A 24315-nucleotide genomic window follows, 5' to 3' on the forward strand; every position below is an offset into this window, starting at 1 on the left:
GCACCCGCGCCGTCAGATAGGCCGAGTGCTGGAAGAAGTCTAGGTGCCGCCAGGACTTCTCCTCGGTGTCGTGGACCTTCGAGGATTCGCCGCACTCCGGACACGGGAACGAGGCCCCCCGTGGGAAGTCGATCCGGATGTCCAGTCGCCGTGACTCGGCGGTAAACACCAGATCTTTCACCTCCCAAGGGGAGGTCAAACCCAGCGCCATGGTGAAAAGGGCATTCGCGTCCATCCACCCATGGTCCCAGCCTTACCAGTCCGCTGAGGTCCTACCCACCCAATTCAGCGAGGAACCTGTTTGTGTGGCGCACATAAGCAAGATGTCGCATATCGGAGGCTCAAAGGAGATCAGGTCCCTTGCGCTCATGTACCCTGCGGGAAGTTCAAGGGTACGGGCCTTAACCTTCGCCCACTCGGCTGAGGACAGGGGCACAAGGGTCATGTCATAGCCGCACTTTGGCATGAACCGAGAGCCGAAAGTCTTCACAATCGGTCCAAGCATTGGCGCATCAGATCCGCTTTTTAGATCGATCCCGACCACTCTTAACGTCGAGTCATTCTTTGACAAGGACAGAAGGAACTCGGAGCAATTAGGGTGGGTTGACCTTAGCCACTCGATAGCCATTTTCCCGAACTTGATATTGTTTTCACGTTTCATTTGCTCGCTCATCCAGAATGCGTGGGGGAGGTGTTTATTCTATTAATGAATTGTCTGACGTTCTCCCCGATAACCAGCCCAGGTATTAGGGGTCACGGCCACTCCTTCCGAAGGAGCTGCTCTAAGCGAAGTTTCACTTCCCGGCGGGGTAGCCTGCAGCGGGGATGGCTTACGATCAATTCTATTCTGGCGGCAAGCAACACTCTGGGGACGGTTCCGGCTCCTATAAGCTGGTCAATAACCCAAAGAAAACCATGGCATTCCAGGCCTTCAGCCTCAGCCAGGGAGCGTAAGGCTCCATCACCGGTTAATAAGGTGTGGCCATCTCGACGAGCCAAGGCGAGAGTAAAACTATCCGGCAATGAGATTTGCTTCGACCGCGCTCGATAAGACTGTGCCAACAGAACGCCCTCACCATCCAGTTCTAGAACCTTCAAACCCAGAGCAAGAAGGTTTTCGCCTCCATAGGCTTTGAGTTCTCGCTCAAACAAGACATCTGGTACTGCAAACGTGGCTGAGAGGCTGAATACGGATTCAAGTAGGGATCCGCGCTCAAGGTCGATCAGAACCGACGTGTCAGAAACCAGAATGGTCATGTCAAGACTGACTCACTGATCTCCTCAGGCCTGTCCATTCGTCCAAACAATTCGCGCGCGGTGATTCCGAGAAGCTCGGCAGCCTTTGCTTCAGACACGAGCCCTTCCGACATCGCACGGTAACAGAGTCGCTCGAATCGTTTCGGGTGCTCTGGCTGAATGGGATTCGGCTCCGGGAACGGGGGGCGACGCCACCCTTGATCGTTGAAGTACTTGAACAGATTTCGATGCAAGGTCTCACTGAAGATCCCGAGATCTTTGCAACGGTAGGCGATTGCCTGGACGCTGACTCCGAACATCTGTTTGATCTGAAAGAGTTCGCGAATTGAGATGCTTGTCCGACTCCTTCCGACCTCGGCCCACAGCACCTCGCGGGGCATCAAAAAGGCGCTGGCGAACCGGTGAGAGGCTTTCTCCTCGTCAACGTCGTGGGCCACTGAGAGGATCAGGTGGCCTAGTTCGTGTGCGAGCGTGAAGCGTTGACGCTCTCCGTTGACGTTCTGATTGATAATCACCACTGGAACTGCTGCGCCATTTCCTCTTCGTGCCTTACACATCACTCCAGCCACGTTGTCTGAAAATGGTAGGCGAAGCACCTTGACGCCTCGCTCCTCAAGGAATTCTGTGAGGTTGGGAATGGGTTCTGTCCCAAGATTCCAGGAGCTTCGCAGGCTGGTGGCCGCGTACTCCGCATCCGAGAAGTCCCTCACCATGAACGGGGCTTCTGAGGGGGGGGTCCAAGAGGCGCTTTGCGCCCCGACAAGGTCTTCGACCTCTAAATAGCGTTCAATCTCACCAAGAACGGTGGCGGCGACCGAGGCCTCTTCCTTCTGGCTCGTGATGGCCTTTTTCCGAAATTCGACTCCCTCAAGGCGCAGGTCGCTCTGGCTGACCAGGTACTCCTCTGTCACGCCGAGCGCTCGAGCCATGGCGATGAGGATTTTCGACCCCGGCATCATCTCGTCCCGTTCGTACTTGCTGATGGCCTGGGCGGAAACAAGGTTGTCAATCTTGTCTGCCAGTGCCCTCAGGGAGAGGCCGGCGCTTGCTCTTGCCTGACTAAGCCTCTTTCCAATCATTGTTTGCCTCCAAAGTTGGCATGGTTGACAAACACCACGCAATACATCATACTTGTAAATCATGAGCTGGCAAGGACGTCTTGTCTGTTCGACACTCTTCCTTACGGCCTTTTGGAGCCAAACACCATGAACGACAACCTCCACCACCACTCGGATGGCGCCTCCGAGTCTAACGGGTCCGACCTGCCCCTGGTTGACAAACAGGGGCACGAGCAAGGGGAACATCCACATCCAGATCACCCGGGAAAGGTCCAGGTGATGGTGGACGGCCTTGCTAAGTTGGTTAAAAAAGGGAAGTACCTGGTATCTGAGTTCAAGGCCGAGGTTGGGGTGGCTCCCGATCTTGAGCTGGATCAGGTTGTCGAAGGGGTATTCCAACCGCTGGGTGACAACGCGGAGATCCACATCAAGGGCGAGGAGATCTTCGTCAGCCACGTTCGACAAGGGGGCTCGTCGTGAGCCTCGACCAGGGCCAGGTGGCCTTTCTGCAGCAGATCTGTCCGGGGGCACGACAGGTCGCCGAGGCGGGTCAAGAGATGGTCCTTTTGCCTGGGCTGAAGGTATCTCTTGGGGGCGTCGTCCGGATTATGGACGGTCTTCTCTGTCCCTTCTCCCACAGCAATTACTCCACCCGACTCTTCCTTTCGGAATCCTTGCAAGCCGAGCGCCCCAGTATCGGGCCGCATGCGGCGAATTGGAGTACGCACGTTCTGCTTGGTCGGGCTTGGCACACCTGGTCCTGGAATAACGTTCCAGCGCACTTGCCCCTGGCTCAGATGCTTATCGCTCACCTTGAGGCATTGCGATGAAGACCATCTTCCGCATCACCCAAGGGCTTCTGCGCGACATCCACGCAGACTTGGACCGTCCTCATGAATTTGCAGCTGAGCGCGTTGGATTCATCTCTTGCCGTCAGTCGACCCTGCCAAACGGAATGGCGATCCTGGCCGAGAGGTACCTTCCAGTCGATGATCAGGACTATGTTGACGACCCCGCATTTGGCGCGGTCGTCAGTGGTTCGGGTTTCCGCAAAGTGCTAAGCCTTGCCTACAGTGATGCGATCAACATCTTCCACATTCACCGCCATGAATGCTTTGGTCAGCCGGGCTTCAGTCGAGCAGACCTCGCGGAGAGTCGGAAATTTGTCCCTGACTTCTGGAAGGTTCGACCTGGGATGCCGCACGGGGTCATCGTTCTAAGCCAGGACTCTGCTCAAGGGCTGATCTGGGATCCAGTTGACCGCCTCCCCAAGCCTATCGACGAAATCATGGTGGTCGGTATGCCCCTCCGATGGATGTGGGAGGCGTGATGAGTCGGTTCAGCAGACAGAGCTTCTTGGGAGAACGCAGTGATGCCCTCCTTGGTCGATCCAAGGTTGCAATCGTTGGTCTGTGCGGAGGCGGATCGCATATCGCGCAGCAATTGGCCCACATTGGAGTCGGGAACTTCGTGCTGTTCGATCCCGACCACGCGGAGGATAGCAACATAAATCGTATGGTCGGCCTTACATGGGCTGGGGCTGTATCTGAAGCAAGCAAAGTTCAGGTAATGCATGAACGAATTCTCGGCGTGAATCCCGACGCGAATGTGGAGCCCTTTTCGACTCGTTGGCAGGACAATCTCGGACCGCTAAAGGAATGCACCGTGATCTTTGGGTGCATCGACTCGTTTCAGGCTCGGGTAGAGCTTGAGGGGTTCGCCCGACGCCACATGGTGCCCTACATCGATGTGGGGATGGATGTTTCGGGAGATCCGAATAGATTCGTAATCACAGGGCAGGTCATCCTTAGCCTTCCTGGGTATTGGTGCATGCGCTGCATGGGGTACCCCAGCGAAAAGAGGTTGAAAGAGGATGCCGAGGCATACGGCAAGGCGGGTGGCAGGCCGCAAGTGGTTTGGCCCAATGGGATCCTGGCCTCGATGGCTGTGGACAAATTTATGCGCCTCCTGACCCCTTGGAACGACGGGCCCGAGTCATTGCCCGACCTTTACACGGAGTTCGATGGAATCCGCCAAGTCCTGAAACCGCATGCAGCTATACAGGCTCTTTGCGCCGCCCAAAAGGTTTGTGGGCACTTCCAAGAGGCCGGATCATTGGGTGACATCCACATCTAATTTTCAGGAGACCGGAAGAACCCCAGTCTCCCCCTTCGACCAATAGGAGCAAGCATGGGCAGAAACACGAAGCAGCCGTCACCAGCGGTCACGAAGCTTGCGGCAACCACCCTATCTGATCCTTCAGCCTCGAAGGTGGCAAAGAGCCTCGCGGCCTCGGTTCTTGCTCAGTCTCACACACCGAAACAGACGGGAGCGGAACTTGAATCAGTCGCATCCAAGGTGATACAGAGTGAGAAATATTCGGATGATACGAAAACTCTCGCTGGATCAGTTCTTTCTCAGAGCAACAAGGAACGTTGAATTTCGCGTGAATGACTTAATGATCAAGGCTGGCCATACAGCGGATTGGGATTTCATATCCCAGTTTCGAAAGGCCAGTGATTGTTCGTAAGACCAGCTACCCTGATGCCATGTCTGTGAGCCGCGAGAAGCTCCATGAGGAGGTGTGGGCTGAACCACTGCTGAAGGTAGCGGCTCGCTACAACGTGTCCTCTTCCTTCCTGACCCGGGTATGCAGGCGAATGAATGTTCCTTGTCCCCCTCGGGGCTACTGGATTCGGAAGCCAGACGGGTTGAGGTCCAAGGTCCCACCTCTTCCAAGCCCAGAACCTGGTGATGAGCTTGCCTGGGTCCGAGATGGTGGACCGGTACCGCGCCAACCCTACCCTTCACCTTCAACGGAGAGGGCGCGAGGAGCCAAGGCTGTACCCGCAAAGACTGACGAGACCGGTCGCCATGCTCACCTGATCGGAATCGAGACCCTCTTCGAGAACGCCACAGTGATGAGCAATGACTACCTGAGGCCCTCCAAGCGGCTCTTGGCGGATCTCTATGCCACCAAGAAATCCCTGCCCCGGGTGATCGAAGCAGCCAGCCAGCTCTACCTGCACCTGGAGGGCAGGGGCTATCGGGTTGGCTTCAGCCCAGTGGGGGTCTACTTCCACAGACCGGCCCTTGCCTACTGTGAAGGAAAGTCGGCGGGTCAGTCGTCCTATGATGGGTTGAATCCGGCAAGGCCGACGCTCGTGTATTTCGGGACCATGCCCATCGGGCTCACCGTCTTTGAGCAATCTGAGGAGGTCGAGGCTCAGCTGCGCAGCGGGAAGTGGGTTCGGGTTTCTGATATTCCTCCACCCTCGGGGAGGCGGAGGAGTTACGAGCCGAACTACTACACCTCCACCCACGAGTTCAAGACGGGGCGGGTCGCGGTTCGCGCCTATTCGCCCTATAAGGATGTGCCCTGGGAGCGGACCTGGGTAGAGGCCGAGGAAGGTGGGTTCCCGGTGCTGCTCGATCAGATCGCAGGGGCCTTGAAGGCGCAGGCGTCACGCCTGGTCCCGCTCGTGCGCGAGGCCGAGGAGAAGGAGCGGATCGAGCACGAGAGGCGCGTGGCGGAGCATGAAGCCTGGTTGAGGCGGCGAGCCATCGAAGAAGAGCAGGAGCGGCTCGCCAAGCTCGAGAGGGCTCGTCTCAAGGCCATCCAGGACAGCAAGGACGAATTGCTGGATCTTATGAAGCGATGGGATCAGGCCAAGCGCGTGCAAGCCTTCCTATCGGAGGTAGAGCGTCTCGTGGAGGAGGCACCATTGGAGGAACAGGCCAAGCTCTGGGAGCGCCTTGAGCAGGCACGAGACTTCCTCGGATCCATCGACCTTCCGGCCCTGTTCAAGAAATGGAGGACGCCCGCAGAGTTTCAGGGTGGTGCGTCTCGGCCTGCTTCGGAACCTAAGGACGCTCGTGGAAGCCCTGCGGTGCAGGAGCGCACGGAAGTCGAGCTTCGGAGCGAGGTGGATCTCTGGAAGCGCCGCTACATCTACGGGCGCAGGTGACAATCAGCCTTATGTAACTTAGTGGTTCGAATCCGATGGGCAAAGACACTGAATCCTTGGCCGAAATCCAGGGGAGAACGTCAATCGATTTAAGAAGCCAGAAGCTGGACCGAGGATTTTGAAGGGAGTGGCGGGATCTCCAGGTTGTCCGAGAAGAACATTACTTCGCTACCCTTGTAGCGATCCTTAGCGCTGTAACTGAGCGCGTAGCGGATGTTCCTCACTCCTTGATACAGATCCCTGATGGCTGGCACGTCATCATAAGAGACCAGCCAATTCACGCCCTTGAGTTTCATTACGGCTTTGGCGACCGCAGCATGGTCTTCGTAGGAATAGAAGCTGTCGTAAAGCCGCTTCCCTTTCACGAAGTATGGGGGATCAAGGTAGACCAGCGAGCGGTGAGGGATCCTCCACTTCCTGGTCTTTAGGAATTCCACCGTATCAAGGTTAGTCAGGAAGATCCGATCTTTGAATGATGCGATCTTCTGAATGCGGTGGACCAACACCTCTCGATTGAATCGGGCATCCAGTTTCCACTTCCCGGCCTGATTCTTCCCACCAATGACGCCGCCACCGATGATTCCAGAGCGATTACAGCGGTTGAGGAAGAAGGCTGCGAACCCGAGGTCCAACTCCTCTTGCATGGACGGTGCATCATGAATGGCCTTTTGTTGGTGCCATGTTTTCATGCTCAGTGGGACGTTGAGGATACGCTCGCATAGCGCATCCGTTTGATTAAGAACTGAGGACCAGAATGCGTAGACCGAAGCATTCAGGTCATTGACACAAATGCTCGAGACATTACCAAGAAGGAGAAGTTCAAGGGCGACCGCTGCGCCACCAGCGTAGGGTTCGACGTAGCATCCGTTCTCCAGGCCGTTGGATACGATGATCGCCTTGACGTACTCGGCGAGCTTCGCCTTCCCACCAGGGTAGCGAAGGGGGCTGTAGTACCGTGGCGAGGGCATCGAGAGTCCTATGGTGAACGTGTTTAGTCTATAGGCCTTGCGAGAAGACGGCCACCATGCCCTCCATCGCCTAACCAACTAGTCAAGAGGATGCATCCTCATCTCTTCAGGAGTATGGCCCAAGCCGGAAGAATCCGTGGCCATGATTCCCTTCTTGGATTCAAGCGCTAGTGTCAGGATGGGGGGAATCTGCATAAATCATGACTCTATCCGGAGACAGCCGTGACACCCCTCAATATCGTCAACACCGTCGTCACCAGCGAGTCACCCCTGGTGAAGCTACTTGGGGAGTTCGACTCCTCGTTTGTTGGATACGTGTATGGGATGCGTTTCGATGAAGTGCTGGTTCTGACTAACGACGAGTTCAAACAGAAGGTCAACGGCATTCCTCACAATTCCTTCTTGGTCGCTGCCGGCTTTCATCCTGAACGATTCGCGGAGGCCCATCGGACCGATCAAGAGGTGATCCTTCTCCGGGTGCTAGAGCCCGTGGGGCTGCCCCAGGACAATGATTTTGTCCGAACCCGGATCGAGCACCATCAGCGGCGGACGGAGCAAGAGAAGTACCCGGGCGACGTCCATGACGGATTGGATCCCATCACTGCTGTAGAGCTTCAAGCCGGGGGGTTGAAGTGCAGCGTGCTAGGGACCTTCTTTGTCGATGACGACGGACAGCTTCGCCTTGGCAGCGACATCGAAAACTTCATGAGTCTTTCCCGAATGCGGGCATTCAAGCCCCGCGCCGAGGCTCTTGCAGCCATCGTCAACCACGTGAACCCTGAGGTTCGCGCCAAAGCTGCGGAGGAGGCCAAGAAAGCTGGCTTCAATGCAGTGCCTTCACCGATTCACATCGGCACTATCCGCTACACCTCCACAGATCGACTCCATCGTGCGAAGGATGAACCTCTGGTCGAGGTGCTCATCCAGCCGGCGGATTTTCTTGCCCGGCGAACTGCGGTGCTCGGCATGACCCGCACGGGTAAGTCGAACACTGTAAAGACGACCGTGTCATCAGTCGCCCTTGCAGCCATGGGGGACGACATCCGCGTCGGCCAGTTGATCTTTGATGTTAATGGGGAGTACGCCAACGCCAACCATCAGGACGATGGAAGTTCCATCGCAGACGTCTTCCCGGATATCACCGTCCGCTACCGTGCTCTTGACACACCCGGCTTCGAAGACCTTCGGACCAATTTTTTTACCGAGGTAGACCAAGCGCTCAAGCTTCTCCAGTCTCTGTTCAAGGCCGAGAAATCTATGTTCTCTGGTCAGGACTTGGACACTTTTATGAACTCCACGCTTGAAGAACCTGAATCGACCGACCGTTCTACCCATACTCGTTGGGAACGCCTGAAGGCCGTGTTCCAATGCATCCTTTTCCGCGCGGGCTACGATGTGCCGCAGGGCTTTGTGATCAAGGTCCCCATCGTGAAGGCGTTGGTAGACCAGGTGCGTGCCTGGGCGCAGGCACAAACGCCACCTGCGTCGGTTAGCGTACCAACCAACGACCGGATTCCCGCCGCAGAGGCGAGTGCGTGGTTTGAGCAGCTTCGGACCATTAACCTCTCCCTCCGCGCACAACAAAAGGCGCAGGGCGCTTCGGAGATCGGTCTGCGGTCGAGCACCCCTGGTAACCCCTGGGTCGACCCGGTTCTGGAGGCCTACCTCAACATACTCGCCCGAAAGAACAATAGAGACATGGACTTCGGTGGGTTTCGTGCTGTCTCCAAGTACAAGCCTTACCACTCCAGCCGTCGTTCCGCCGACGTCACCGACGAGGTCATCAGCCATCTAGATGCGGGGAAGATCGTCATACTTGACCTCTCTGCTGGTCCGGTGGAGATCCGTACCGTGCTATCAGAACGCATCGCGCGACAGGTCTTCGAACGCCAGATGGCTACCATGCATGCCGGCAGGGTGCCGCAAAATGTGGTTCTCTATGTCGAGGAGGCCCACAACCTGGTGGGTAAGAAGGAGGACCTGAACGGTACGTGGCCTCGTATCGCCAAGGAGGGTGCAAAGGCCCGCATCGCCTTTGTGTACGCGACCCAGGAGCCGTCATCTGTGCATCCCAACATTCTCGCCAACACAGAGAACTGGTTCGTGACGCACCTAAACAACGACGATGAACTTAAGACCCTCGGGAAATTCTACGATTTTGGCGACTTCATTAGTTCTCTCAAAGCAGCTCAAAACGTGGGGTTCGCTCGGATCAAGACGCTTTCGGCTCCCTTTGTAATCCCCACCCAAATCAACCGATTCTCTCCAGCGGAAATCAAGGTCAAGGTCGAGCAAATCAAGGCAAGAAGGAGCAAGTAATGCCCTACGACCGCCAAAGTGCCGGCAAAGGGGGGCATTCAGACTTCGTTAGAAACCCTGATGTCCAAGCGTTCCTTGCGGACTGCGATTACATGCGAGAACCCAGCGAGGCCGAGGCGCAGGCCATCGCATCGACCTACATGCCTGCACCTGCCGGGAGCCCTCCTTGTCTCCCCGAGTATGTGGTCGCCTCTGATGCCAGCAAGAGTGACACACCGATCAGTGACAAGCTTCCCAGTACGCAGGTCGGGTTCATCAAGGTGAGCCATGTACTCATTACGATGGACCGATACTCCGAGATGATTGACCCGAAGACGCGGTTCGTAGACCCGTTCAAGGCAGCCGAGTTGCATCGAAGCGCCGCCCCCATCACTTTCACTCTCCCCGGAAGCAACATCCGCTATAAGAATGCAAAAAGTGTGAAGGACGGGTTCCGCAGGGCGGTCTTCCAGCAGCTCAGCACCAACCGAGGCAACGGAGGAGCTAGCCAACTAAAACTCTCCGATACGCTGATCACGATTAACAACAAAGCCATCGCCCTAGAAAAGTGCCCGTCTTGCGGGACCAGACATACGTTCTCCTTCACCCTCGGTGGCCAGCAACTAGAGTGCCCAGCTTGCAATGAGCCGGTCTTTGTCACGGACTGGCTGCGCTTACATGAAGACGTCTCTGATTTTGGAGATAACGCCAGTGCCATGACCCGCATGATGAACGCGGTAGAGCACCTGCTCCTCGCCGCCCTGATTCTGCAGGTTTTCGGGGCCGATGCTCGGTCGCTCGCCAAGATGGCCTTCGTGATGGATGGCCCACTAGCCATCTTTGGCCAACCAGCCAAGCTTCATGCACGGCTCATGGACCTGTTGGCCAATGTCAACGAGAGGCTTCGAGAGTTGGGACTGGAACCTCTCCTCGTGATCGGACTTCAGAAAACCGGCGAAGTTATGGATCACGCCAACCTAATCTCCCGTTTCTTACCTGTAGGAGTTCTGCGCGTGCTGGATGACGAGTACCGAAACAAGTACATCAAGGGGAATGACTCGCCAGCCGCTAATTTCGGGAATGAGACCTACTACGGTCAGGATTTCCTCTTCAAGACCGAACGTAAGCGAATCTTCAATTTTGCAATACCCTACCCCTTTCGAACCAAGAGTGAGGGCGGCAACGAGGCTCAGTTTGCCAGAAATAAGGCTGAATTACCTAGGTATGGGTCATTAATCGAGCGGGCCTGCGACTTCATCCGCCATTTCGAAATGGACCTCTACGAGAACTCCATCGTCCCGGTTGCTCTTGCTCACCGGCATGCTTCGATCAGTATAGTCCCAGGCGGGAAGGTGCTCGACATCATTACCAAGACTGGGCTGCAGCACACACCCCAGCATCGGTGGCCTAAATGACGCTCTCTCCGAAAATTAGTCCGCCTAGTCTGTGGAATCCATCAGTGGTTGATTGCCGCAGATCTCGAGCGCTGGCCAGAGGTGGATCATCTGGCCAACAACCACCGACTTTTCTCGCATAGGAAATCAGGGTTTACGCTTCGTATGATCTATGACCAATTTCGATCCGATGGTTCTTGATTCCTTGGCCATTTCAAATCGATTCGTTGAGACATTCCCAAACCGGCATTCAACTGGTATGCCACCTCTACACCGCCATCCGTTCACTGAAACTCCCGCGTCCTTGTGTTTGTCCATTGCCCCGGTGCAGGTGGGGTGGGTTACTCTATTTCCCGAATGGCTAGATGATCTCTATCATGCGGAGCGACGAGTTCGATGGATATGAACGGCGTTGTGAACCCCTATACAATTCTTGGGTTTTTCCCCGAACAGAGCCCTTCGCTCGATGAAATAAAGTCGAGGTACAGGTTCCTCACCCAAATTCATCACCCAGATGCAGGGGGAATGGCGGAAATCTTTCGACCGATAAATGATGCTTACTCGTGGATTATGTCCAACGATAATCCGGGTCCTTGCTTCTTTGAGAGAAACCAAGCCAAGACCATGAGCAAGACTGGCTGGCGTACAAATGAAAAAGGAAACTGGATCTGCCATCTTCCCGATGGCGCCTACGCGACCGTATTTCGCAAAGAGCCGGGGTGGAAGTGGGCTTGCGGAAGCGAGTGGGCCAAATTTTGGTTTTCCACGGCTGAAGAAGCGATCGCAGATTTTGAAGATTGCTGGATTAGAAAATAATCCGCAGCCATTTCCAGGTGGCCTCATCATCTCTCGCTCAATTCGAACTCACTGCTCAGTCTCCGCCCTTTAGCTCCCGAGCCAACAATCGGGCGACGCTCTCCTGATCAACCAAGGCGATACCCGGTAGCTCATCCGGGAAGAACGATCCAGAGGGCGGGAGATTTTGGGGCCCTGGCTTGTTCCACCCAAACACGAAGTGGATCTGACCATTGGTCTGATGGGTGAGGTAGAGTCGGCTGCCCACGTAAAGCCAGTCGGGGCCATCTCCCCAGCCACCCAGATATAGGTAGATGGGGATGGTCCTGAGGGCCACTGCTGGTCCGGGTTTGAAGGTGCTCATGGCTGGAGAGTGATCCATTGGGGCCGACCCGAACGGAAGTATGGAGGTGTTCTGCTGGAACGCAAGGACCGAAAACCGTTGGTACGACTGGATCCATGCGCAATCAACGCGCAATGATCTGGTCGCGATTGCGCATTTCCGTAGAGCTCATCTTTGGTCAAGGTGCCTGGCAGCTATGGGGGGGCGGCATTCTACTTTCCCAGGCGAGTGGATTGCGCCGACATCCACTCAAGCGATCCGCTTCGAGCCCTCGAACTCCTTCCAGACCTCGTCGCAGATCCGTTGCACGAAGGTCCGCCATTGCCAGATCGAGGCCTTCGGGAACCCTTCCTCAACAAGTCGTTGCCAGGTAGGTCGGTGCCCAAGATTTGCCAGTCGCGTGGCTTCCATTCGAACCTGGTCCGCATAGACAAGATCTCGCTTGGTGGTGCACGACCTCCGCCAGGCATGCCAACGATCTGAGATGGCGCTGCAGAGCTCGGGCTCAGCATTTCGCAAGGTATCTGCGCGTAATCCGACCTGGATCGCCACCTTGGTGAGCGGCAGCGGGCTGTCGGACCGGAGGGCCTCCTTCAAGAAGGCCACCACCTTCATCCAGTCGATGTCACCCCGGTCCCGACGGGACCGCGGTTCCTTCGACCTCTCCTTCTGGAGTGTGAGAACCAACTTGGCGCGCCCGCTTCGGCCGCAGAGAACATCTTCAAGTGAGCAGCCGTGGAGTTCGGCGATCTGGATGATGCGAGCGAACTCCGGGCGGTGTTTTCCGTTCATCCATCCGGAGAGGGTGGATTTAGTGACCCCGAGTAGGCCTGCCAGATTGATGGCCTGCCCATCCATGAACAAATGGACGGAGTCCTGAAGAAAATCCCCCAGTGTCCTTTCTTGGGTGGTTGAGCGGTTGGCCAGACCGCTCACCAACAGGTCCGCCACCATGTTGGCGTGCAGGAGCTTCTTCGTCGAAGGGGTGGTGGCCTTGGGGTGATCATGACGACCCAAATCCCCAGCGCATCTGGGACAGACGTTCGGAAGGCATTTCACCCTACCTGAGGACTTCCACTCAGCTTTGGGACAACCGCAGCTGGAGACCAGGTTCACCTTGTGCTTGGGGCAGCAGGTGACGGCCTTGAAGGACCAGAGCAATCGGGCGTAAGGCGTCGAACCCGACGCGTCCTCCTCGAGGCAAAGCGGGCACCACTTCGACCGTTTCGTCACCAGCCCCCGGGTCGACACAAAGGCACTGAGGAACCCCAGCGTCAGATCCTCCAATCCCTCGCACCTCGTGAGGGATTTCAGCCGATCAGGCCAGTGCCCCTCCTTGACGACCAGTCCATTGAAGGACGGCAATCGCCAAGCTTCCTCAAAGTGGAAGCTCTTGTTCGGTGAAGCCTGGCTGATGTCTGAGAACACCAGCTCGCGAGCCAGAACTTGGGGGGTGAGGCCATGCACATCTGCCAGGCGCTGGTAGTAGCTGCTCAGGCATTCCCGATAGGGCGTTCCCATCCCGAGAGGCTTGAGCCGCACGAGCACCGAACGGGGAGGAAGGCGAACCTTCGGCCCGACCAGCTGGAAAACATCCGGGTGATGAATCATCCGAGCGCTTTCAGTTCGGCATAGACGGCTTTGGACGCCTCGGCCAAGGACTTCAGCGAGGAGGTCCCCAGGGCAGAGGTTTCCAGGAGCCTTTCTCCGTGAAGGGTTTCCCGCAGGATCGTGAGCATCTGGTCTTGGCTGGGAAGCGCGCGATTTAGACAATCCTCGGACCACTTGCCGCCGTTCTTCAGCGCACACTCCAACGCCGTCGTCAGGACCGTCTTCAGGATCCCCACACAGCCGACACAGGCCTCCTGGAGCAGTTCGCCCCTTTCCCCGAGGTCGGGCAGTCCCTTGATGGCCAAGTACTTTTGGAGCTGCCTGACGGATTTGCAGAACTCCTTCCTCTCATCCTCCACATCCGACTTGTAGCGCCTGAAATGGATGACGCCCATCCTACGAGCCAATTGACCGCTCATCTGGGTCAACTGATGCAGATCGTAAGAGCCAACCAAGATCAAGGTCGCCCCCTTGTCGGCCAGGGTCTTCAGGGCGTCCATGTGGTTCTCGAGATCATTACCCCGGGCCTGCCGGAGGATGGGCACCGCCTCATCGATCACGACCATGCGGACCCGACGCTGGGCCATGCTGCCCTCTACCGCCAATCGCATGGCACTGACCGAGGTCCTGGCAGAGTACAGGGTGGTCGGCCTCGGATCGTTTACCCTGAGGGTCTCGCGCTTCATACCGAGGAGGGGCTCCTGCAAGGCTCGGCCCATCTCGGTATAGAACATTCTCCAAGAGAACCCCCGTTCCCCTGAAGCCGGGGCGACGATGGAGACCAAAGGAATGAAGGACGGATCAGCCTCCATTTCCTCCTGGTGGGCCCCCATTTCCCTTTCCTCCAGGACCCGGACCAGCGTGGACTTCCCAACACCGGTGGGACCTGTGAGGAGCAGGATGTTCTTCCCCGACCCGGGGGTGGCCAGGGTGGTCATCTCGGCGAGCGTGTCCGCGATCATCGGGTGGGAGAGGCGAGTTTTCTTGAAGCGGAGACGCTTGTCTTCGTCAGAGAGTTGTAAGGCCTCTTCCGGTGTAGCGGTGAGGGGATTGATCCTAGAGCAGCTCATAGTCGTCCTCCTGGCTCCAACTGGAGCTCCTTTGGGTCTCGTTCTGGTTGGAGGCGGGTGCCTCCGACACCAACTTCTTCAGCACAGGGCGGGGTTTGGCGGGTTTCGTCTTCTCTGATGTGGGTTTCACCGAGCCAGAAGTGTTGGGCTCAATCCCACCCATCCCCAAGGATTCGTAAAGAAGGCGGCATTCGGACTGACGGTCGTCCTCCTTCTTCAGACGGTCATCCCAGTTCTCCGGATCGAGGACCTTCAGCCACTCCGCGATTCGCCCGGGTGCGAGGGACTTCTTCCGGGTGCGATTCTTGGCCTCCTCCAAGGCGTACCGAAGCTCGACTTCGGTGTAGCTCCGGTACTTGGCCAAATGGTTGTTGGCGCACCGCAGCCACTTGTTCTCGACCAGGGCATAGACGAACCGGATGTCCCAGGGATCCACCCGAATCTCCACCGCGGTTCCGTCGAGCCTGGGGGAGCAGAATTCTTTGCAGTGGTAGAGGAAGTGATTGACCTTCACCCCACGCTGCATGTCCACAACCCGCGTCTCCCGATCGACGGGGCTGGGGCAGGTCTCCACCAGGAACCGGTGGTCGTAGGCCACCAGGCGGGTATGCCGCTCCCCGGTCTCCTTGAGGCGCCTGGAAAGGTGCTGAACGGGGCCTTCATGATGCGTCGGGTGCGGATCCGCCCCGTACAGTTCCGTGAAGTAGAAATCCAGGGCGGCGTGGAGAGCCGGCAGGGTCCAGGAGACGAAGTTCTCAGGCATCACCTGCTTGGTGACAGAGCGAACGAAACGGAGAAGCTGGGTGTTGCCGGCCAACTGATTGATCAGCTGACTCTGGGTGGTACCGAACAGGCGCTCCATAACGCTGCCGAAGCGGGCCTTGGCGGAGGGCCGATACCGGATGCTCACGCCATAGAGAGCGCACAGCCGCATCATCGACTTGGAGTGGAATTCCTTCCCGTTGTCGAGCACCAGCATTTCAGGCAGGCGCCCATGACGCCGGACGATATCCCGCATGACCATCATGCAGGAGCGGTAGCTCGGAGGGTCGAAGGTGAGGTAGAAGCCGACCACCGCCCTGGATTCCGCATCTACGGCGAGGGTCAACCAGGCCCGCCCCAAGGACTCCTTCGAATTCGGGAGGCAAAGGAGGATCTGAAGCTCCGTGTGATCGATGTGGACGATCTGGAAGGGGCGGACACCATGCACCTCTTCCTTGATGTGCAGGTAGTTGACGAACTGGCCCTCCTGGTAGGCCATGCGCTTCCCCTGGCGCAGCCTGGTGGACTTCCTTTGGTGGACCTCCTGAGAGAACACCTTCAGCGAGCAGGGGAGGAGGTTCGCGGCCTCGCACGCCTTGCCCAAATAAAGGTAGGCGGTGCGGATAGAGATGTTGTTCGGGTTGTTGAACTTCTCCCGGGTCACCTGATCGATGAGGTCAAGCACCTCCTTGGAGATCTTCCGTTTGCGATTCCCCTTTAAGAAGTGCTTGGGAACTAACGCAAGATTTCGCGCGAGGGCGCTCTCTCCGGCAAGTTCCACGGCCCTTCGATAACGCTGAAGTGTGCGCCCACAAACCGGCACCGAGTCCGGAGCAAGGGACGCTTGCTCGAGCCAGGTCGCCCTGGTCAGCGCGGTCTCCAGTTGCGCCGGCGTGTAATCCTCAAGGTTGGAGCCCTCGACCTTCTTGCCGTGGATGGCCAACGAGTTGGGGATGAGCTTGAGCTGCCCCTTCCGGTGGAGCCTCTCGACGATGTCCAAAGGGAAGTCCTGGATAACCTCCCTGCACTTCGTAGAGACCCGATCCCCGTCGACGAAGAGGATGTCGTACTCGGTCTTGTCCAGAACCAGCTTCCCGCCAGGCTGGATGGCGAAGTCGAGCCGCTCCTGGGGAAGTCCGACCGGGGGAGCCATGGACTTCTGGAGGAAGACCATGGTCGGCTCATCCCGGTAAACCATCACCCGTTCCGTCTCGCCCAGATTGTCGTTGTAGATATCGAAGGCCAGGATCTTGTCGGCGATGGCCTTGTAGATCGTGTCTGCGGTCAGCCCCGGGACATCCATGAGCTGCTTCAGATGGATGGACGTCTTGTCCTGAAAGACCTGTTTCAGGATTTCCAGATCCCGCCCCTCGAGTTCGGGGTAGCCGGCCTCCAGGTATGTTCCAAGGAAGAGCAGGTTCTGGATGTACTGGCGGGGGAGCTCATCGGCGGATCGGAGTTGGTATTCCAGGCCGTGTTCCGCGAAGTAGCCCTCGGCCAGGGGGAAGCGCCAACCCTCCGTCTCACGGAGGAACTTCCCGGGGCTATTGAGGGCGAGTTTGAGGAGACGATCCTCCTCGCGCCACTCCTCCACCAAGATCACGCCCCGCTTGATCAACAGGAAATCCGGGGTGTGCTGGAGCCGTGTGGCTTTCCCACCAGGAGCCTTGACCTTCTGATCAATCTCCATCGGCTGTGGGTAATACTCCAAGACCGCAGGGTCCCACTCATAGCGGAGCATCGCCGCGAACTCGACCGTGTGGCTCTCGGTTTCGATGACCCGGCCCATCTTCTGGCTTGGGTATCGGGTGATAAGGTTCGACCGGCTGGACCGAACCTGCCGGACCGGAGCCTCCCTTCGAGCCTTCGCCACAAGGCGGCGGCCCCCCTCAGGAAGGCCGATTTCATTGAAAATATTCTCAAGTTCAACCGGAGTAAGCATTTAACCTCCCCATTGGTGCCCTATTGCGAATCTCATCTGTTTCAGGCACTTGCGCGGACCACTGCCGAACCCATCTTTGGGGGTACGGGGGGTGCTTCTTTCTTCGTCGAAGCGAAAAGAAAAAAGAAAAAGAAGAAAGAAAGAAGAAGAAAAGCGCCCTGAAGATGCGAAGCCCTGAAGCCAAATCTGGATCCAGGGTTTGAATCAGCGGTGGCTGGGCGAAATGGTTCCGTCTCGATCGCAGGCTGGTGAAGGTACTCGGTTCGTCACTCCAGTCGCTGGACGAGATGGCAAGAGCGAGATGTGTCGGGCTTGAACGTGTCCAATCCTGGGTGCGCTGGGCTGGCTTCCTGATGGGCACGGTCAGGGACATGACGACCGCCTATGAGATAGGGCGGACATCCTTGCACAGTGGGTTTTTTCTCTGTCAAGCCATAAAATGCACTTTGCGCATGGTTGATGCGCAATCCGGCCTGAATTGCACGCACTCGGGTTGTTCTATGTGGTTGCTTTAATTGTTTTACTGCCAATATATAGATTGGTTGGCCCGAAAGTGGACGAATCTAAAAATTGCTATTTGCGTGGGTCTCATCGGCCAAAAAAATATGGGTAGCAAGCGCCTCGCCCGTAGGTCTTCTGACTTGGGTGTAGACCATATGTTGTCGCACCTACGAAAAGAAGCATAAGCTGTCGTTCGCGACAACTTATGCTTCACTCCACAAAAACCCCCGCAGGCGGGGGCTTTTGCTTGGTGGAGGTGGTGGGAGTCGAACCCACGTCCAAGACATGCCGGATGGCGGCTCTTCCACAGGCTTGGTCCGCTCTTGGGCCCTTCCGGCGGGGAACGGACGAGCCGCTCGGTCGGGGCGCCCCCTGATCTCGGCCGCCGTCAGGGGGCGTCGCGGCGGCCCATCTGGTGCCTCCGTCCGGCAGGCCGAAGCCACCCTTTCGGAGGTTTAACGAGCCCGGTACCCAGAGATCCCGGGGACTCGCTCGGAACCTAGGTTGCCCTAGGCAGCGAGAGCCAGTTCGAAGTTATCGTTGGCAGTTTGTTTTGGGCGGCTTGATGAGGGGGCCAGCCGTCCAACCCCCGCCTGCACCAGGCACCCGGATCACGACCTGTCGAAACCGGTCACCCCCGTGTGTTCTGATCACCACACACCGGATGCGGCTGGTCCCGGCGTGATTCCCTCCCTGTGGGGCCCCGCTTCACAAAGCCCACCGGGCTTTGTTCCGCGACCCACATGGTCGGGACCTGTCGAAACCGGTCACCCCCGTGTGTGGTCCCGTGGCGATCTCGCCTCCTCGAAGGGTCGGTCGAAACGGATCCTGAGTATGGAGGCTCGGCTCCGGGGGCACAAGGGAGGGTTCCTACTTTCCCTGCTTCCGCCGGGCGGTGATGGTCTCGCCGCCGACGCCCCAGTTGTCCGTCTCCACCTCGTCGATGGTCACCACGGTGGTCTGGGGGTTCTTGCCCAGCACGTCCACCAGGAGCTGGGTGGCACCCTGGATGAGGCGGGCCTTCTGCTCAGGCGTGGCCCCTTCGCGGGTGATGCGGATGTTCACGTAGGGCATGGCGGCCTCCTGGGAGGAAGCATAGGCCCATTCACAGGGGTTCCAGGAGCTTCCGGTGCAGGACGGCGGCGCTTTCCCCGTCGGCGAAGCGCCAGGGGCGGGCCTGATCCGGAGCGGTGGCGAAGGCGATGCCCACGCGGGGGCCGGCGAGCACGCGGGCAGGGGGCGTTCCCGGGCGCAGCTCCAGGCCACCGGGGGCCAGCAGGTCGTGGCCGTCGAAGGCGCGGTCCAGGCCCAGGGCCTGGGCCACCTTGCCGGGGCCCGCGCAGAGCTGGGGGGTGGCCTTGGCCGCGCGGCGCCGCGCCAGGACGGTCTCCAGCCCCGAGACCACCTCGGCCCCGCGGATGAGCACGGCGGAGGCGTCGCCCTCGGGTCCGGTCACCACGTTCAGCATCCAGTGCACGCCGTAGCAGAAGTAGAGGTAGGCATGGCCCGGCGGGCCCCACATGGGCGCGTTGCGGGCCGTGCGGCCGTGGCGGGCGTGGCTGGCACTGTCCCCGGGCCCGCCGTAGGCCTCCACCTCCGTGATGCGGAGGCGGACATCCCCGCGCACCAGGAGCATGCCCAGGAGGGCCCGGGCGGCGGCGTCGGGGGGGCCCTCGAGGTTCACGGCCGCAGCAGCTTCCGGGCGCGGAGGAAGGCCGCCAGCTCGGCACTGGAGGCCTCGTCCAGGGCCCGCTCAGGCAGGAGGACCGCCCGCGAGGGACCGGTGCGGAAGATCCAGAAGCCGCTCTGGCGCTGGATCCGCTCGAACCCGGCCCAGGGCAGGCCGCCCTCGCTGGCCTCCGTGCGCAGGGTGAGTCCCTCATCGTCGAGGACCACCTCCACGGGCGTGTAGGCGTCAGCCCCGCGCCGGCGCCGCGCCATGCGGAGGACGATCTCCGGCAGCAGGGCGAAGAGCAGGCCGTTCAGAATCAGGAACAGGCCCGGCACCCCCCGGCCCGGGCCGAGATTGAACGCGCCCAGCAGCATCAGCCCCACCCCCGCGCCCACGGAGACCTGGTACCAGAGCCGCTTGAAGGTCCGCGCGCCCCGGAGGGCCTCGTCGGGCGTCAGGGTGTAGGTGGCCGTGATCTGCATGGGCATCCCGGAAGGCTCGGGCCGCGTCGCGGCCCGAGTACAGAAAAGCATTTCACGTGAAAGGGCCCGCGAGCGGGCCCTTTCGCTACTCGAATCGCGAAGCGATTCGAGCCCGCCTCACACTTCGTCGAAGAAGTACGGCTTGAGGACCTGGATGCGCTCCTCGAAGTCGTTCGGGTGGATGAAGTGCAGGGCGGCGGCCACGCTGGAGAGCAGGCTGTTGCCGTCCTGGGGCGTGAAGCAGAAGCCCACCACGCGGGTGTCCGTGGGCATGGCGAGGGTGCTGAGGGGGATCACGGTCTGGTTGAGGATGCGGCCGAAGTGGCCCTGGTCGCGCCCGAAGGAGAACACGGTGTTGGCGTCCTTCTTCTCGGTGATGGCGATGCGGTCGTTGGCCTTGATGCGGGTCTTGAGGCTCTCCAGCGTGGTGGGCCGCTTGAGGCGCAGGTCGAACCAGAGGCTGTGCATGTACTGGGTGGGGAGCTTGATGGCGCTGCTGAAGAGGTTCAGCTCCAGGCCCCGGGTCTGGAACAGGTGGTAGGCGTCGCGGGCGTGGTGGGTGCCGAACTTGCCTTCCTTGTGGGTGCCCACCTGTGGGGCGGGGCAGAAGTCCTTCACCTGGCTGATGTCGTTGGCGCGGCGCATGCAGACGAAGCTGCCTTCGATCAGGTTGTCATCGCCCTCGGCCAGGGCCAGGGTGTCGATGATGCAGGAGAGGTTGTGGGTATTGCAGCTTACGACCTGCACATACTGGCCGCTCTTCTTGAGCACGTCGTCGTTGATGCCGCGGGCGTACATGGTGCCGAAGCCGAACTCGCTGCCCTGGGCGATGAAGCCCTTGGTGTTGTGCTCGTACTTCGTGTAGAGCTTCTCCTTCATGTCCATGCCCTTGGGGCTGCAGTCGATGACCACCGTGGCCTCATTGAGGGCCTGGTCGTGGAGCATGGCGGGCTCGACGCCCATGGCCTTGAAGCCCTCCAGCTTGTCGGGGTCCACCACGAGCTTGGCGCCGCGGCGCAGCAGAGCCTTGACCTTCGGACGCTCGCTGACGCTGTTCTTGTGGAACGTGACGTCGTCGATGCCCAGTTCCTTCTTGTACTCCGTCAGCAGGCCGATCAGCGGCTCGCCGATGGTGCCCGTGCCGACCACATGGACGACGTTTTTCGTGGACATGGATCCTCCGCAGCTGGTCTCTCGGGACGCCCCGCCAGCCCAATGGACGATTTTCTCAGGCACCAGAAGGAAAAGCCACCCGCAAAAGCCCCGTGGGGGTCGCTTGTAACCGGGGACCCTACCAACCTCTCAATTCATTGGCCTTTTTCACCCGCTCCAGCGCCAGGACCAGGGCGCCGGTGCGCCAGGTGCAGCCGTGGCGCTTCACCTTCTCCTCCACGTCGCGGAAGGCCTGCATGAGGATCTTCTCCTCCTTCTCGAAGATCTCGGCCTCGTCCCAGAACAGCTGCTGGAGGTTCTGCACCCACTCGAAATAGGAGACGGTGACGCCGCCGGCGTTGGCCAGGATGTCGGGGATGAGGGTGATGCCGCGCTCCCAGAAGATCCGGTCCGCCTCGGGCGTGGTGGGGGCGTTGGCGCCCTCCACGATGAGGCTGGCCCGCACCTCCGGAGCGGTGGCCTGGGTGAGGACGCCCCCCAGGGCGGCGGGGATGAGGATGTCGCCCTCCTGGGCCCAGATGGTCCCGGGATCGAAGGCCTCGCCGCCGGGGAAGCCCGCCACGGTGCCCCGGTTCGTTCGGGCATGGACGAAGAGGGCGGGCACGTCCAGGCCCTCGGCGCGGCGCACCGCGCCGTCCCGATCCGCCACGGCCACCACCCGGGCTCCCATCTCGTGGAGGAACTTCGCCGCGAAGCTGCCCACGTTGCCGAAGCCCTGGAGGATCACCCGGGCGCCCGCCAGGTCGTGGCCCAGCAGCCGGGTCCAGGCCTCGCGCGCGCAGAGGGCCACGCCCCGGCCCGTGGCGGCCTCCCGGCCCTGGCTGCCGCCCAGCTCCAGAGGCTTGCCCGTCACGCAGGCGGGCTGGTAGCCGTTCTTGCGGCCGTACTCGTCCAGGACCCAGGCCATGGTCTGGGCGTTCGTGTTCAGGTCCGGGGAGGGCACGTCGCGGGTGGGGCCGAGCACCATGGAGAGCTTGGAGATGTAGCGGCGCGTGAGCATCTCCAGCTCGTGCAGGGACATCTTCGCGGGATCACACTGGATGCCGCCCTTGGCCCCGCCGAAGGGGATGTTCACCACGGCGGTCTTCCAGGTGTTGAGGCTGGCCAGGGCGCGGACATCGTCCAGGACCAGGTCCGGGTGGAAGCGCAGGCCGCCCTTCTGGGGGCCCCGCACGCCGTTGTGCTGCACGCGGTAGCCCTTGAACACGCGCAGGGTGCCATCCTCCATGCGGATGGGCATGGCCACCGTGATCTCGCGGTAGGGCGTCTTGAGCAGTTCCCTCATTTCCTGGGAAAGGTTCAGGATGTCCGCGGCCTCATCGAACTGCCGGTTCACGCTTTCGAAGAGGTTCGTGCGCCCGTCCATGGGAGCCCCCGCCGCCATCGCCCAGCGGGGCCTAGCATAGCGCGGCCCCGGTCGCCCGGGGCCGCGAAGGGGGGTCGGGTGGCTGCTACTGCTTCAGGCTCTTGAGGGACACCTGGTAGCGCATGAAGGAGACGCCATAGGTGCCATCGGGCTTCTTGAGGCAGCTGACGGAGAGGATCTTGGTGCCGTCGAAGCCCAGGGACATGTCCTTGACGATGGTCTGGGCGCCGAACTGGCGGGCCGCGGTGTTGTCCACGATGCCCATGTGCCGCATCTTGCCCCAGGACTTGGCGGTGAGGCCCTTGGTGAGGCGGTAGATGCCGGCGTTGTAGGCCAGGCGCGCGTCCTTCACGGTGTAGTCGGGGAAGTTGACGGCATCGGGCCCGCCGGGCAGCTCATCGAGCTTGGCGGCCAGGTGCTCCACGCCCAGGCCCTTGAGTTCCTCGGGCGTGAGGGTGAGGCCCAGGGCCTTGGCGTCCATGTGCATCTGGCGGGCGGAGGGGAACACCACGTCCGGCGTGATGGGGGCGATGAGGGCCACGTGCTTGAAGTCCTTGCGCACCGCCAGGTACTGCAGGTGGTAGAGGATGTCGGCGGGCTCGGTGGCGGCGGGCGGAGGCGTGGTGGGGATCTCGTCACCGCCGCAGCCCACGAAGGCGGGCACGAGGAGCAGGCTGGCGAGGGGCAGCATGAGGTTGCGTCGCATCTGGAGGCCTCCGGAACGGGGTGGTCTGGATGACTGTGAGGATGCAGTCTTCCCACTGCCCTGCCAAGGGAAATTCATCACAATGGGATCATGTATCCCATTGCAGTCATCGCCTTCGGCCGCCTGCGCCTGGAACCCTGCCGGGGGCTGGAGCGGCACTACCTGGACATGCTCCGCCCCTATGCCAAGGTGGACCTGACGGAGCTGACGGAGGGGAAGGGGGATCCCGCCCGCCAGCTGCGGGAGGAGGCCGAGCGCCTGCGGCCCCGGCTGAAGGCCGTGACCTGCCCGGTCCTGCTCACGCCGGAGGGGAAGCTCCGGGACAGTGAGGCCCTGGCCCGGTGGCTGGGGGAGCGCATGGACCGCGGGGAAGGCCTGGCCTTCGCCCTGGGCAGCAGCCACGGCTTCGATCCGGCCCTCAAGGCCGAGGTGAAAGAGCAGCTCAGCCTCTCCCCCCTGACCTTCCCCCACGAGCTGAGCCGCGTGATGCTCCTGGAGCAGCTCTACCGGGCCTTCACCATCCTGCGGGGCAGGGAATACCACAAGTGAACTGAGCCTGGCTGGTCGCGGAAAACACGGAAAAGACTGGTTCGGCCGTCGGTGGACTCAAGCAAAGGATCTCCACGAAGGTTGTCAGTTGGCAGTCAAGGTCTCGGGATTCTTTTCCCTTCGGGCGGGCAAGGATCTGTCCAGCCGAGAGAGGCGCAAGGCCGCGAAAGGGACGCCAGGGACGGCTTCTGGCACGCCTTTCGCGGCCCGCAGGCTTTGCGCCCCTCCCGGCTGCGACCGTTGGCTCCGCTGTGAAGGGAAAAGCAGAAGGTGGGCTCCTCCTTCACGCGGCCTGGATCTTGGGAACCCAGTCGTGCTCGGCCTTGAGCACAGCTCGCATGAGGACAAGCAGCTTGCGCATCACGGCCCCCAGGGCTGCCCTCCAGTGGAGACCCCTTCT

21 protein-coding genes and 1 other RNA gene are annotated in these 24315 nt (G+C 59.8%); 8 read left to right on the forward strand and 14 right to left on the reverse strand.

All coding sequences use genetic code 11. The features are described from left to right. From G398_RS17615 to G398_RS0109895, 3 genes are all read right to left on the reverse strand, one after another. The coding region (locus G398_RS17615) for a transposase family protein (protein WP_169720642.1) at positions 1–235 on the reverse strand (235 nt) is incomplete at its 3' end. Between the two features lie 518 nt (positions 236–753). Further along, positions 754–1257, reverse strand: coding sequence for a PIN domain-containing protein (locus tag G398_RS20380; RefSeq protein WP_084512418.1), 504 nt, complete (start codon positions 1255–1257; stop codon positions 754–756). Next, complete coding sequence (locus G398_RS0109895) at positions 1254–2336, reverse strand: helix-turn-helix domain-containing protein (RefSeq protein ID WP_026853481.1); 1083 nt, start codon at positions 2334–2336, stop codon at positions 1254–1256. Before G398_RS0109895 ends, G398_RS20380 begins: the two co-directional genes overlap by 4 nt. Before the next feature lie 126 nt (positions 2337–2462). Here G398_RS0109895 and G398_RS0109900 point away from each other — a divergent pair, with 126 nt between their 5' ends. The 4 genes from G398_RS0109900 to G398_RS0109920 all read left to right on the forward strand — a co-directional run bounded on the left by G398_RS0109900 (position 2463) and on the right by G398_RS0109920 (position 6283). Next, positions 2463–2795, forward strand: coding sequence for a hypothetical protein (locus G398_RS0109900; RefSeq protein ID WP_026853482.1), 333 nt, complete (start codon positions 2463–2465; stop codon positions 2793–2795). A gap of 346 nt (positions 2796–3141) precedes the next feature. Continuing rightward, positions 3142–3645, forward strand: a complete 504-nt coding sequence (locus G398_RS0109910; protein WP_026853484.1) for a hypothetical protein — start codon at positions 3142–3144, stop codon at positions 3643–3645. Next, positions 3645–4451: a HesA/MoeB/ThiF family protein gene (locus G398_RS17620; RefSeq protein WP_043484718.1), complete on the forward strand. Its 807-nt coding sequence runs from the start codon at positions 3645–3647 to the stop codon at positions 4449–4451. The genes G398_RS0109910 and G398_RS17620 overlap by 1 nt, the downstream gene beginning before the upstream one ends. 785 nt (positions 4452–5236) lie before the next feature. Beyond that, positions 5237–6283: a hypothetical protein gene (locus tag G398_RS0109920; protein ID WP_026853485.1), complete on the forward strand. Its 1047-nt coding sequence runs from the start codon at positions 5237–5239 to the stop codon at positions 6281–6283. 89 nt (positions 6284–6372) lie between these two features. Here the strand turns inward: G398_RS0109920 and G398_RS0109925 are convergent, their stop codons facing one another. After that, positions 6373–7251 carry a DNA adenine methylase gene (locus tag G398_RS0109925; protein ID WP_043484720.1) on the reverse strand — a complete coding sequence of 293 codons (879 nt, stop codon included), beginning with the start codon at positions 7249–7251 and terminating at the stop codon, positions 6373–6375. 222 nt (positions 7252–7473) lie between these two features. Between G398_RS0109925 and G398_RS0109930 the strand changes: the two genes are divergently transcribed. The 3 genes from G398_RS0109930 to G398_RS20785 all read left to right on the forward strand — a co-directional run bounded on the left by G398_RS0109930 (position 7474) and on the right by G398_RS20785 (position 11759). Then, positions 7474–9570 (forward strand): ATP-binding protein, encoded by a 2097-nt coding sequence (locus G398_RS0109930; RefSeq protein ID WP_052571794.1) that lies wholly within the window; start codon positions 7474–7476, stop codon positions 9568–9570. Continuing rightward, positions 9570–10964 carry a TFIIB-type zinc ribbon-containing protein gene (locus G398_RS0109935; RefSeq protein WP_026853488.1) on the forward strand — a complete coding sequence of 465 codons (1395 nt, stop codon included), beginning with the start codon at positions 9570–9572 and terminating at the stop codon, positions 10962–10964. Before G398_RS0109930 ends, G398_RS0109935 begins: the two co-directional genes overlap by 1 nt. A 375-nt stretch (positions 10965–11339) precedes the next feature. Then, positions 11340–11759 (forward strand): J domain-containing protein, encoded by a 420-nt coding sequence (locus G398_RS20785; protein WP_157492368.1) that lies wholly within the window; start codon positions 11340–11342, stop codon positions 11757–11759. 571 nt (positions 11760–12330) lie between these two features. On the opposite strand, the gene G398_RS0109940 is transcribed toward G398_RS20785, so the two are convergent. The 10 genes from G398_RS0109940 to G398_RS0109980 form a co-directional block, all read right to left on the reverse strand. Further along, complete coding sequence (locus tag G398_RS0109940) at positions 12331–13692, reverse strand: helix-turn-helix domain-containing protein (protein ID WP_026853489.1); 1362 nt, start codon at positions 13690–13692, stop codon at positions 12331–12333. Then, complete coding sequence (locus tag G398_RS0109945; protein ID WP_052571795.1) at positions 13689–14762, reverse strand: AAA family ATPase; 1074 nt, start codon at positions 14760–14762, stop codon at positions 13689–13691. Before G398_RS0109945 ends, G398_RS0109940 begins: the two co-directional genes overlap by 4 nt. Beyond that, a complete protein-coding gene (locus tag G398_RS0109950) occupies positions 14749–17466 on the reverse strand; it encodes a DDE-type integrase/transposase/recombinase (protein WP_026853491.1) in 2718 nt (905 codons plus the stop codon). The genes G398_RS0109945 and G398_RS0109950 overlap by 14 nt, the downstream gene beginning before the upstream one ends. A 749-nt stretch (positions 17467–18215) precedes the next feature. Beyond that, positions 18216–18606, reverse strand: a transfer-messenger RNA (tmRNA) gene (gene ssrA / locus G398_RS20390). 231 nt (positions 18607–18837) lie between these two features. After that, positions 18838–19041 carry a tautomerase family protein gene (locus G398_RS0109955; RefSeq protein WP_026853492.1) on the reverse strand — a complete coding sequence of 68 codons (204 nt, stop codon included), beginning with the start codon at positions 19039–19041 and terminating at the stop codon, positions 18838–18840. 31 nt (positions 19042–19072) lie between these two features. Then, positions 19073–19651 carry a DNA-3-methyladenine glycosylase gene (locus tag G398_RS17625; protein ID WP_052571796.1) on the reverse strand — a complete coding sequence of 193 codons (579 nt, stop codon included), beginning with the start codon at positions 19649–19651 and terminating at the stop codon, positions 19073–19075. Beyond that, on the reverse strand, positions 19648–20121 hold the full coding sequence (locus G398_RS0109965; protein ID WP_026853493.1) for a YcxB family protein: 474 nt from the start codon (positions 20119–20121) through the stop codon (positions 19648–19650). The genes G398_RS17625 and G398_RS0109965 overlap by 4 nt, the downstream gene beginning before the upstream one ends. Positions 20122–20238: 117 nt before the next feature. Next, complete coding sequence (locus G398_RS0109970) at positions 20239–21294, reverse strand: hypothetical protein (RefSeq protein WP_026853494.1); 1056 nt, start codon at positions 21292–21294, stop codon at positions 20239–20241. 118 nt (positions 21295–21412) lie between these two features. Further along, positions 21413–22660 (reverse strand): Glu/Leu/Phe/Val family dehydrogenase, encoded by a 1248-nt coding sequence (locus G398_RS0109975; protein WP_052571797.1) that lies wholly within the window; start codon positions 22658–22660, stop codon positions 21413–21415. Positions 22661–22745: 85 nt separating this feature from the next. Next, entirely contained in the window at positions 22746–23366 is a 621-nt protein-coding gene (locus G398_RS0109980; protein WP_026853496.1) for a hypothetical protein, read from the reverse strand. Positions 23367–23456: 90 nt separating this feature from the next. On the opposite strand from G398_RS0109980, the gene G398_RS0109985 reads away from it, so the two are divergent. Then, positions 23457–23915, forward strand: a complete 459-nt coding sequence (locus G398_RS0109985; protein ID WP_026853497.1) for a 23S rRNA (pseudouridine(1915)-N(3))-methyltransferase RlmH — start codon at positions 23457–23459, stop codon at positions 23913–23915. Positions 23916–24315: the final 400 nt, after the last annotated feature.

The sequence above is a fragment of the Geothrix fermentans DSM 14018 genome, from assembly GCF_000428885.1.
GTDB classification, from domain to species: Bacteria; Acidobacteriota; Holophagae; order Holophagales; family Holophagaceae; genus Geothrix; species Geothrix fermentans.

Coding starts and splice junctions, on each gene's coding strand:
- G398_RS17620 (WP_043484718.1), top strand. CDS start 3,645: ATGAGTCGGTTCAGCAGACAGAGCTTCTTGGGAGAACGCAGTGATGCC.
- G398_RS0109950 (WP_026853491.1), bottom strand. CDS start 17,466: ATGCTTACTCCGGTTGAACTTGAGAATATTTTCAATGAAATCGGCCTT.
- G398_RS0109970 (WP_026853494.1), bottom strand. CDS start 21,294: ATGTCCACGAAAAACGTCGTCCATGTGGTCGGCACGGGCACCATCGGC.
- G398_RS20785 (WP_157492368.1), top strand. CDS start 11,340: ATGGATATGAACGGCGTTGTGAACCCCTATACAATTCTTGGGTTTTTC.
- G398_RS0109925 (WP_043484720.1), bottom strand. CDS start 7,251: ATGCCCTCGCCACGGTACTACAGCCCCCTTCGCTACCCTGGTGGGAAG.
- G398_RS0109910 (WP_026853484.1), top strand. CDS start 3,142: ATGAAGACCATCTTCCGCATCACCCAAGGGCTTCTGCGCGACATCCAC.
- G398_RS0109935 (WP_026853488.1), top strand. CDS start 9,570: ATGCCCTACGACCGCCAAAGTGCCGGCAAAGGGGGGCATTCAGACTTC.
- G398_RS0109900 (WP_026853482.1), top strand. CDS start 2,463: ATGAACGACAACCTCCACCACCACTCGGATGGCGCCTCCGAGTCTAAC.
- G398_RS0109940 (WP_026853489.1), bottom strand. CDS start 13,692: ATGATTCATCACCCGGATGTTTTCCAGCTGGTCGGGCCGAAGGTTCGC.
- G398_RS0109985 (WP_026853497.1), top strand. CDS start 23,457: ATGTATCCCATTGCAGTCATCGCCTTCGGCCGCCTGCGCCTGGAACCC.
- G398_RS0109965 (WP_026853493.1), bottom strand. CDS start 20,121: ATGCAGATCACGGCCACCTACACCCTGACGCCCGACGAGGCCCTCCGG.
- G398_RS0109895 (WP_026853481.1), bottom strand. CDS start 2,336: ATGATTGGAAAGAGGCTTAGTCAGGCAAGAGCAAGCGCCGGCCTCTCC.
- G398_RS0109945 (WP_052571795.1), bottom strand. CDS start 14,762: ATGAGCTGCTCTAGGATCAATCCCCTCACCGCTACACCGGAAGAGGCC.
- G398_RS0109920 (WP_026853485.1), top strand. CDS start 5,237: ATGAGCAATGACTACCTGAGGCCCTCCAAGCGGCTCTTGGCGGATCTC.
- G398_RS20380 (WP_084512418.1), bottom strand. CDS start 1,257: ATGACCATTCTGGTTTCTGACACGTCGGTTCTGATCGACCTTGAGCGC.
- G398_RS0109980 (WP_026853496.1), bottom strand. CDS start 23,366: ATGCGACGCAACCTCATGCTGCCCCTCGCCAGCCTGCTCCTCGTGCCC.
- G398_RS0109955 (WP_026853492.1), bottom strand. CDS start 19,041: ATGCCCTACGTGAACATCCGCATCACCCGCGAAGGGGCCACGCCTGAG.
- G398_RS0109975 (WP_052571797.1), bottom strand. CDS start 22,660: ATGGACGGGCGCACGAACCTCTTCGAAAGCGTGAACCGGCAGTTCGAT.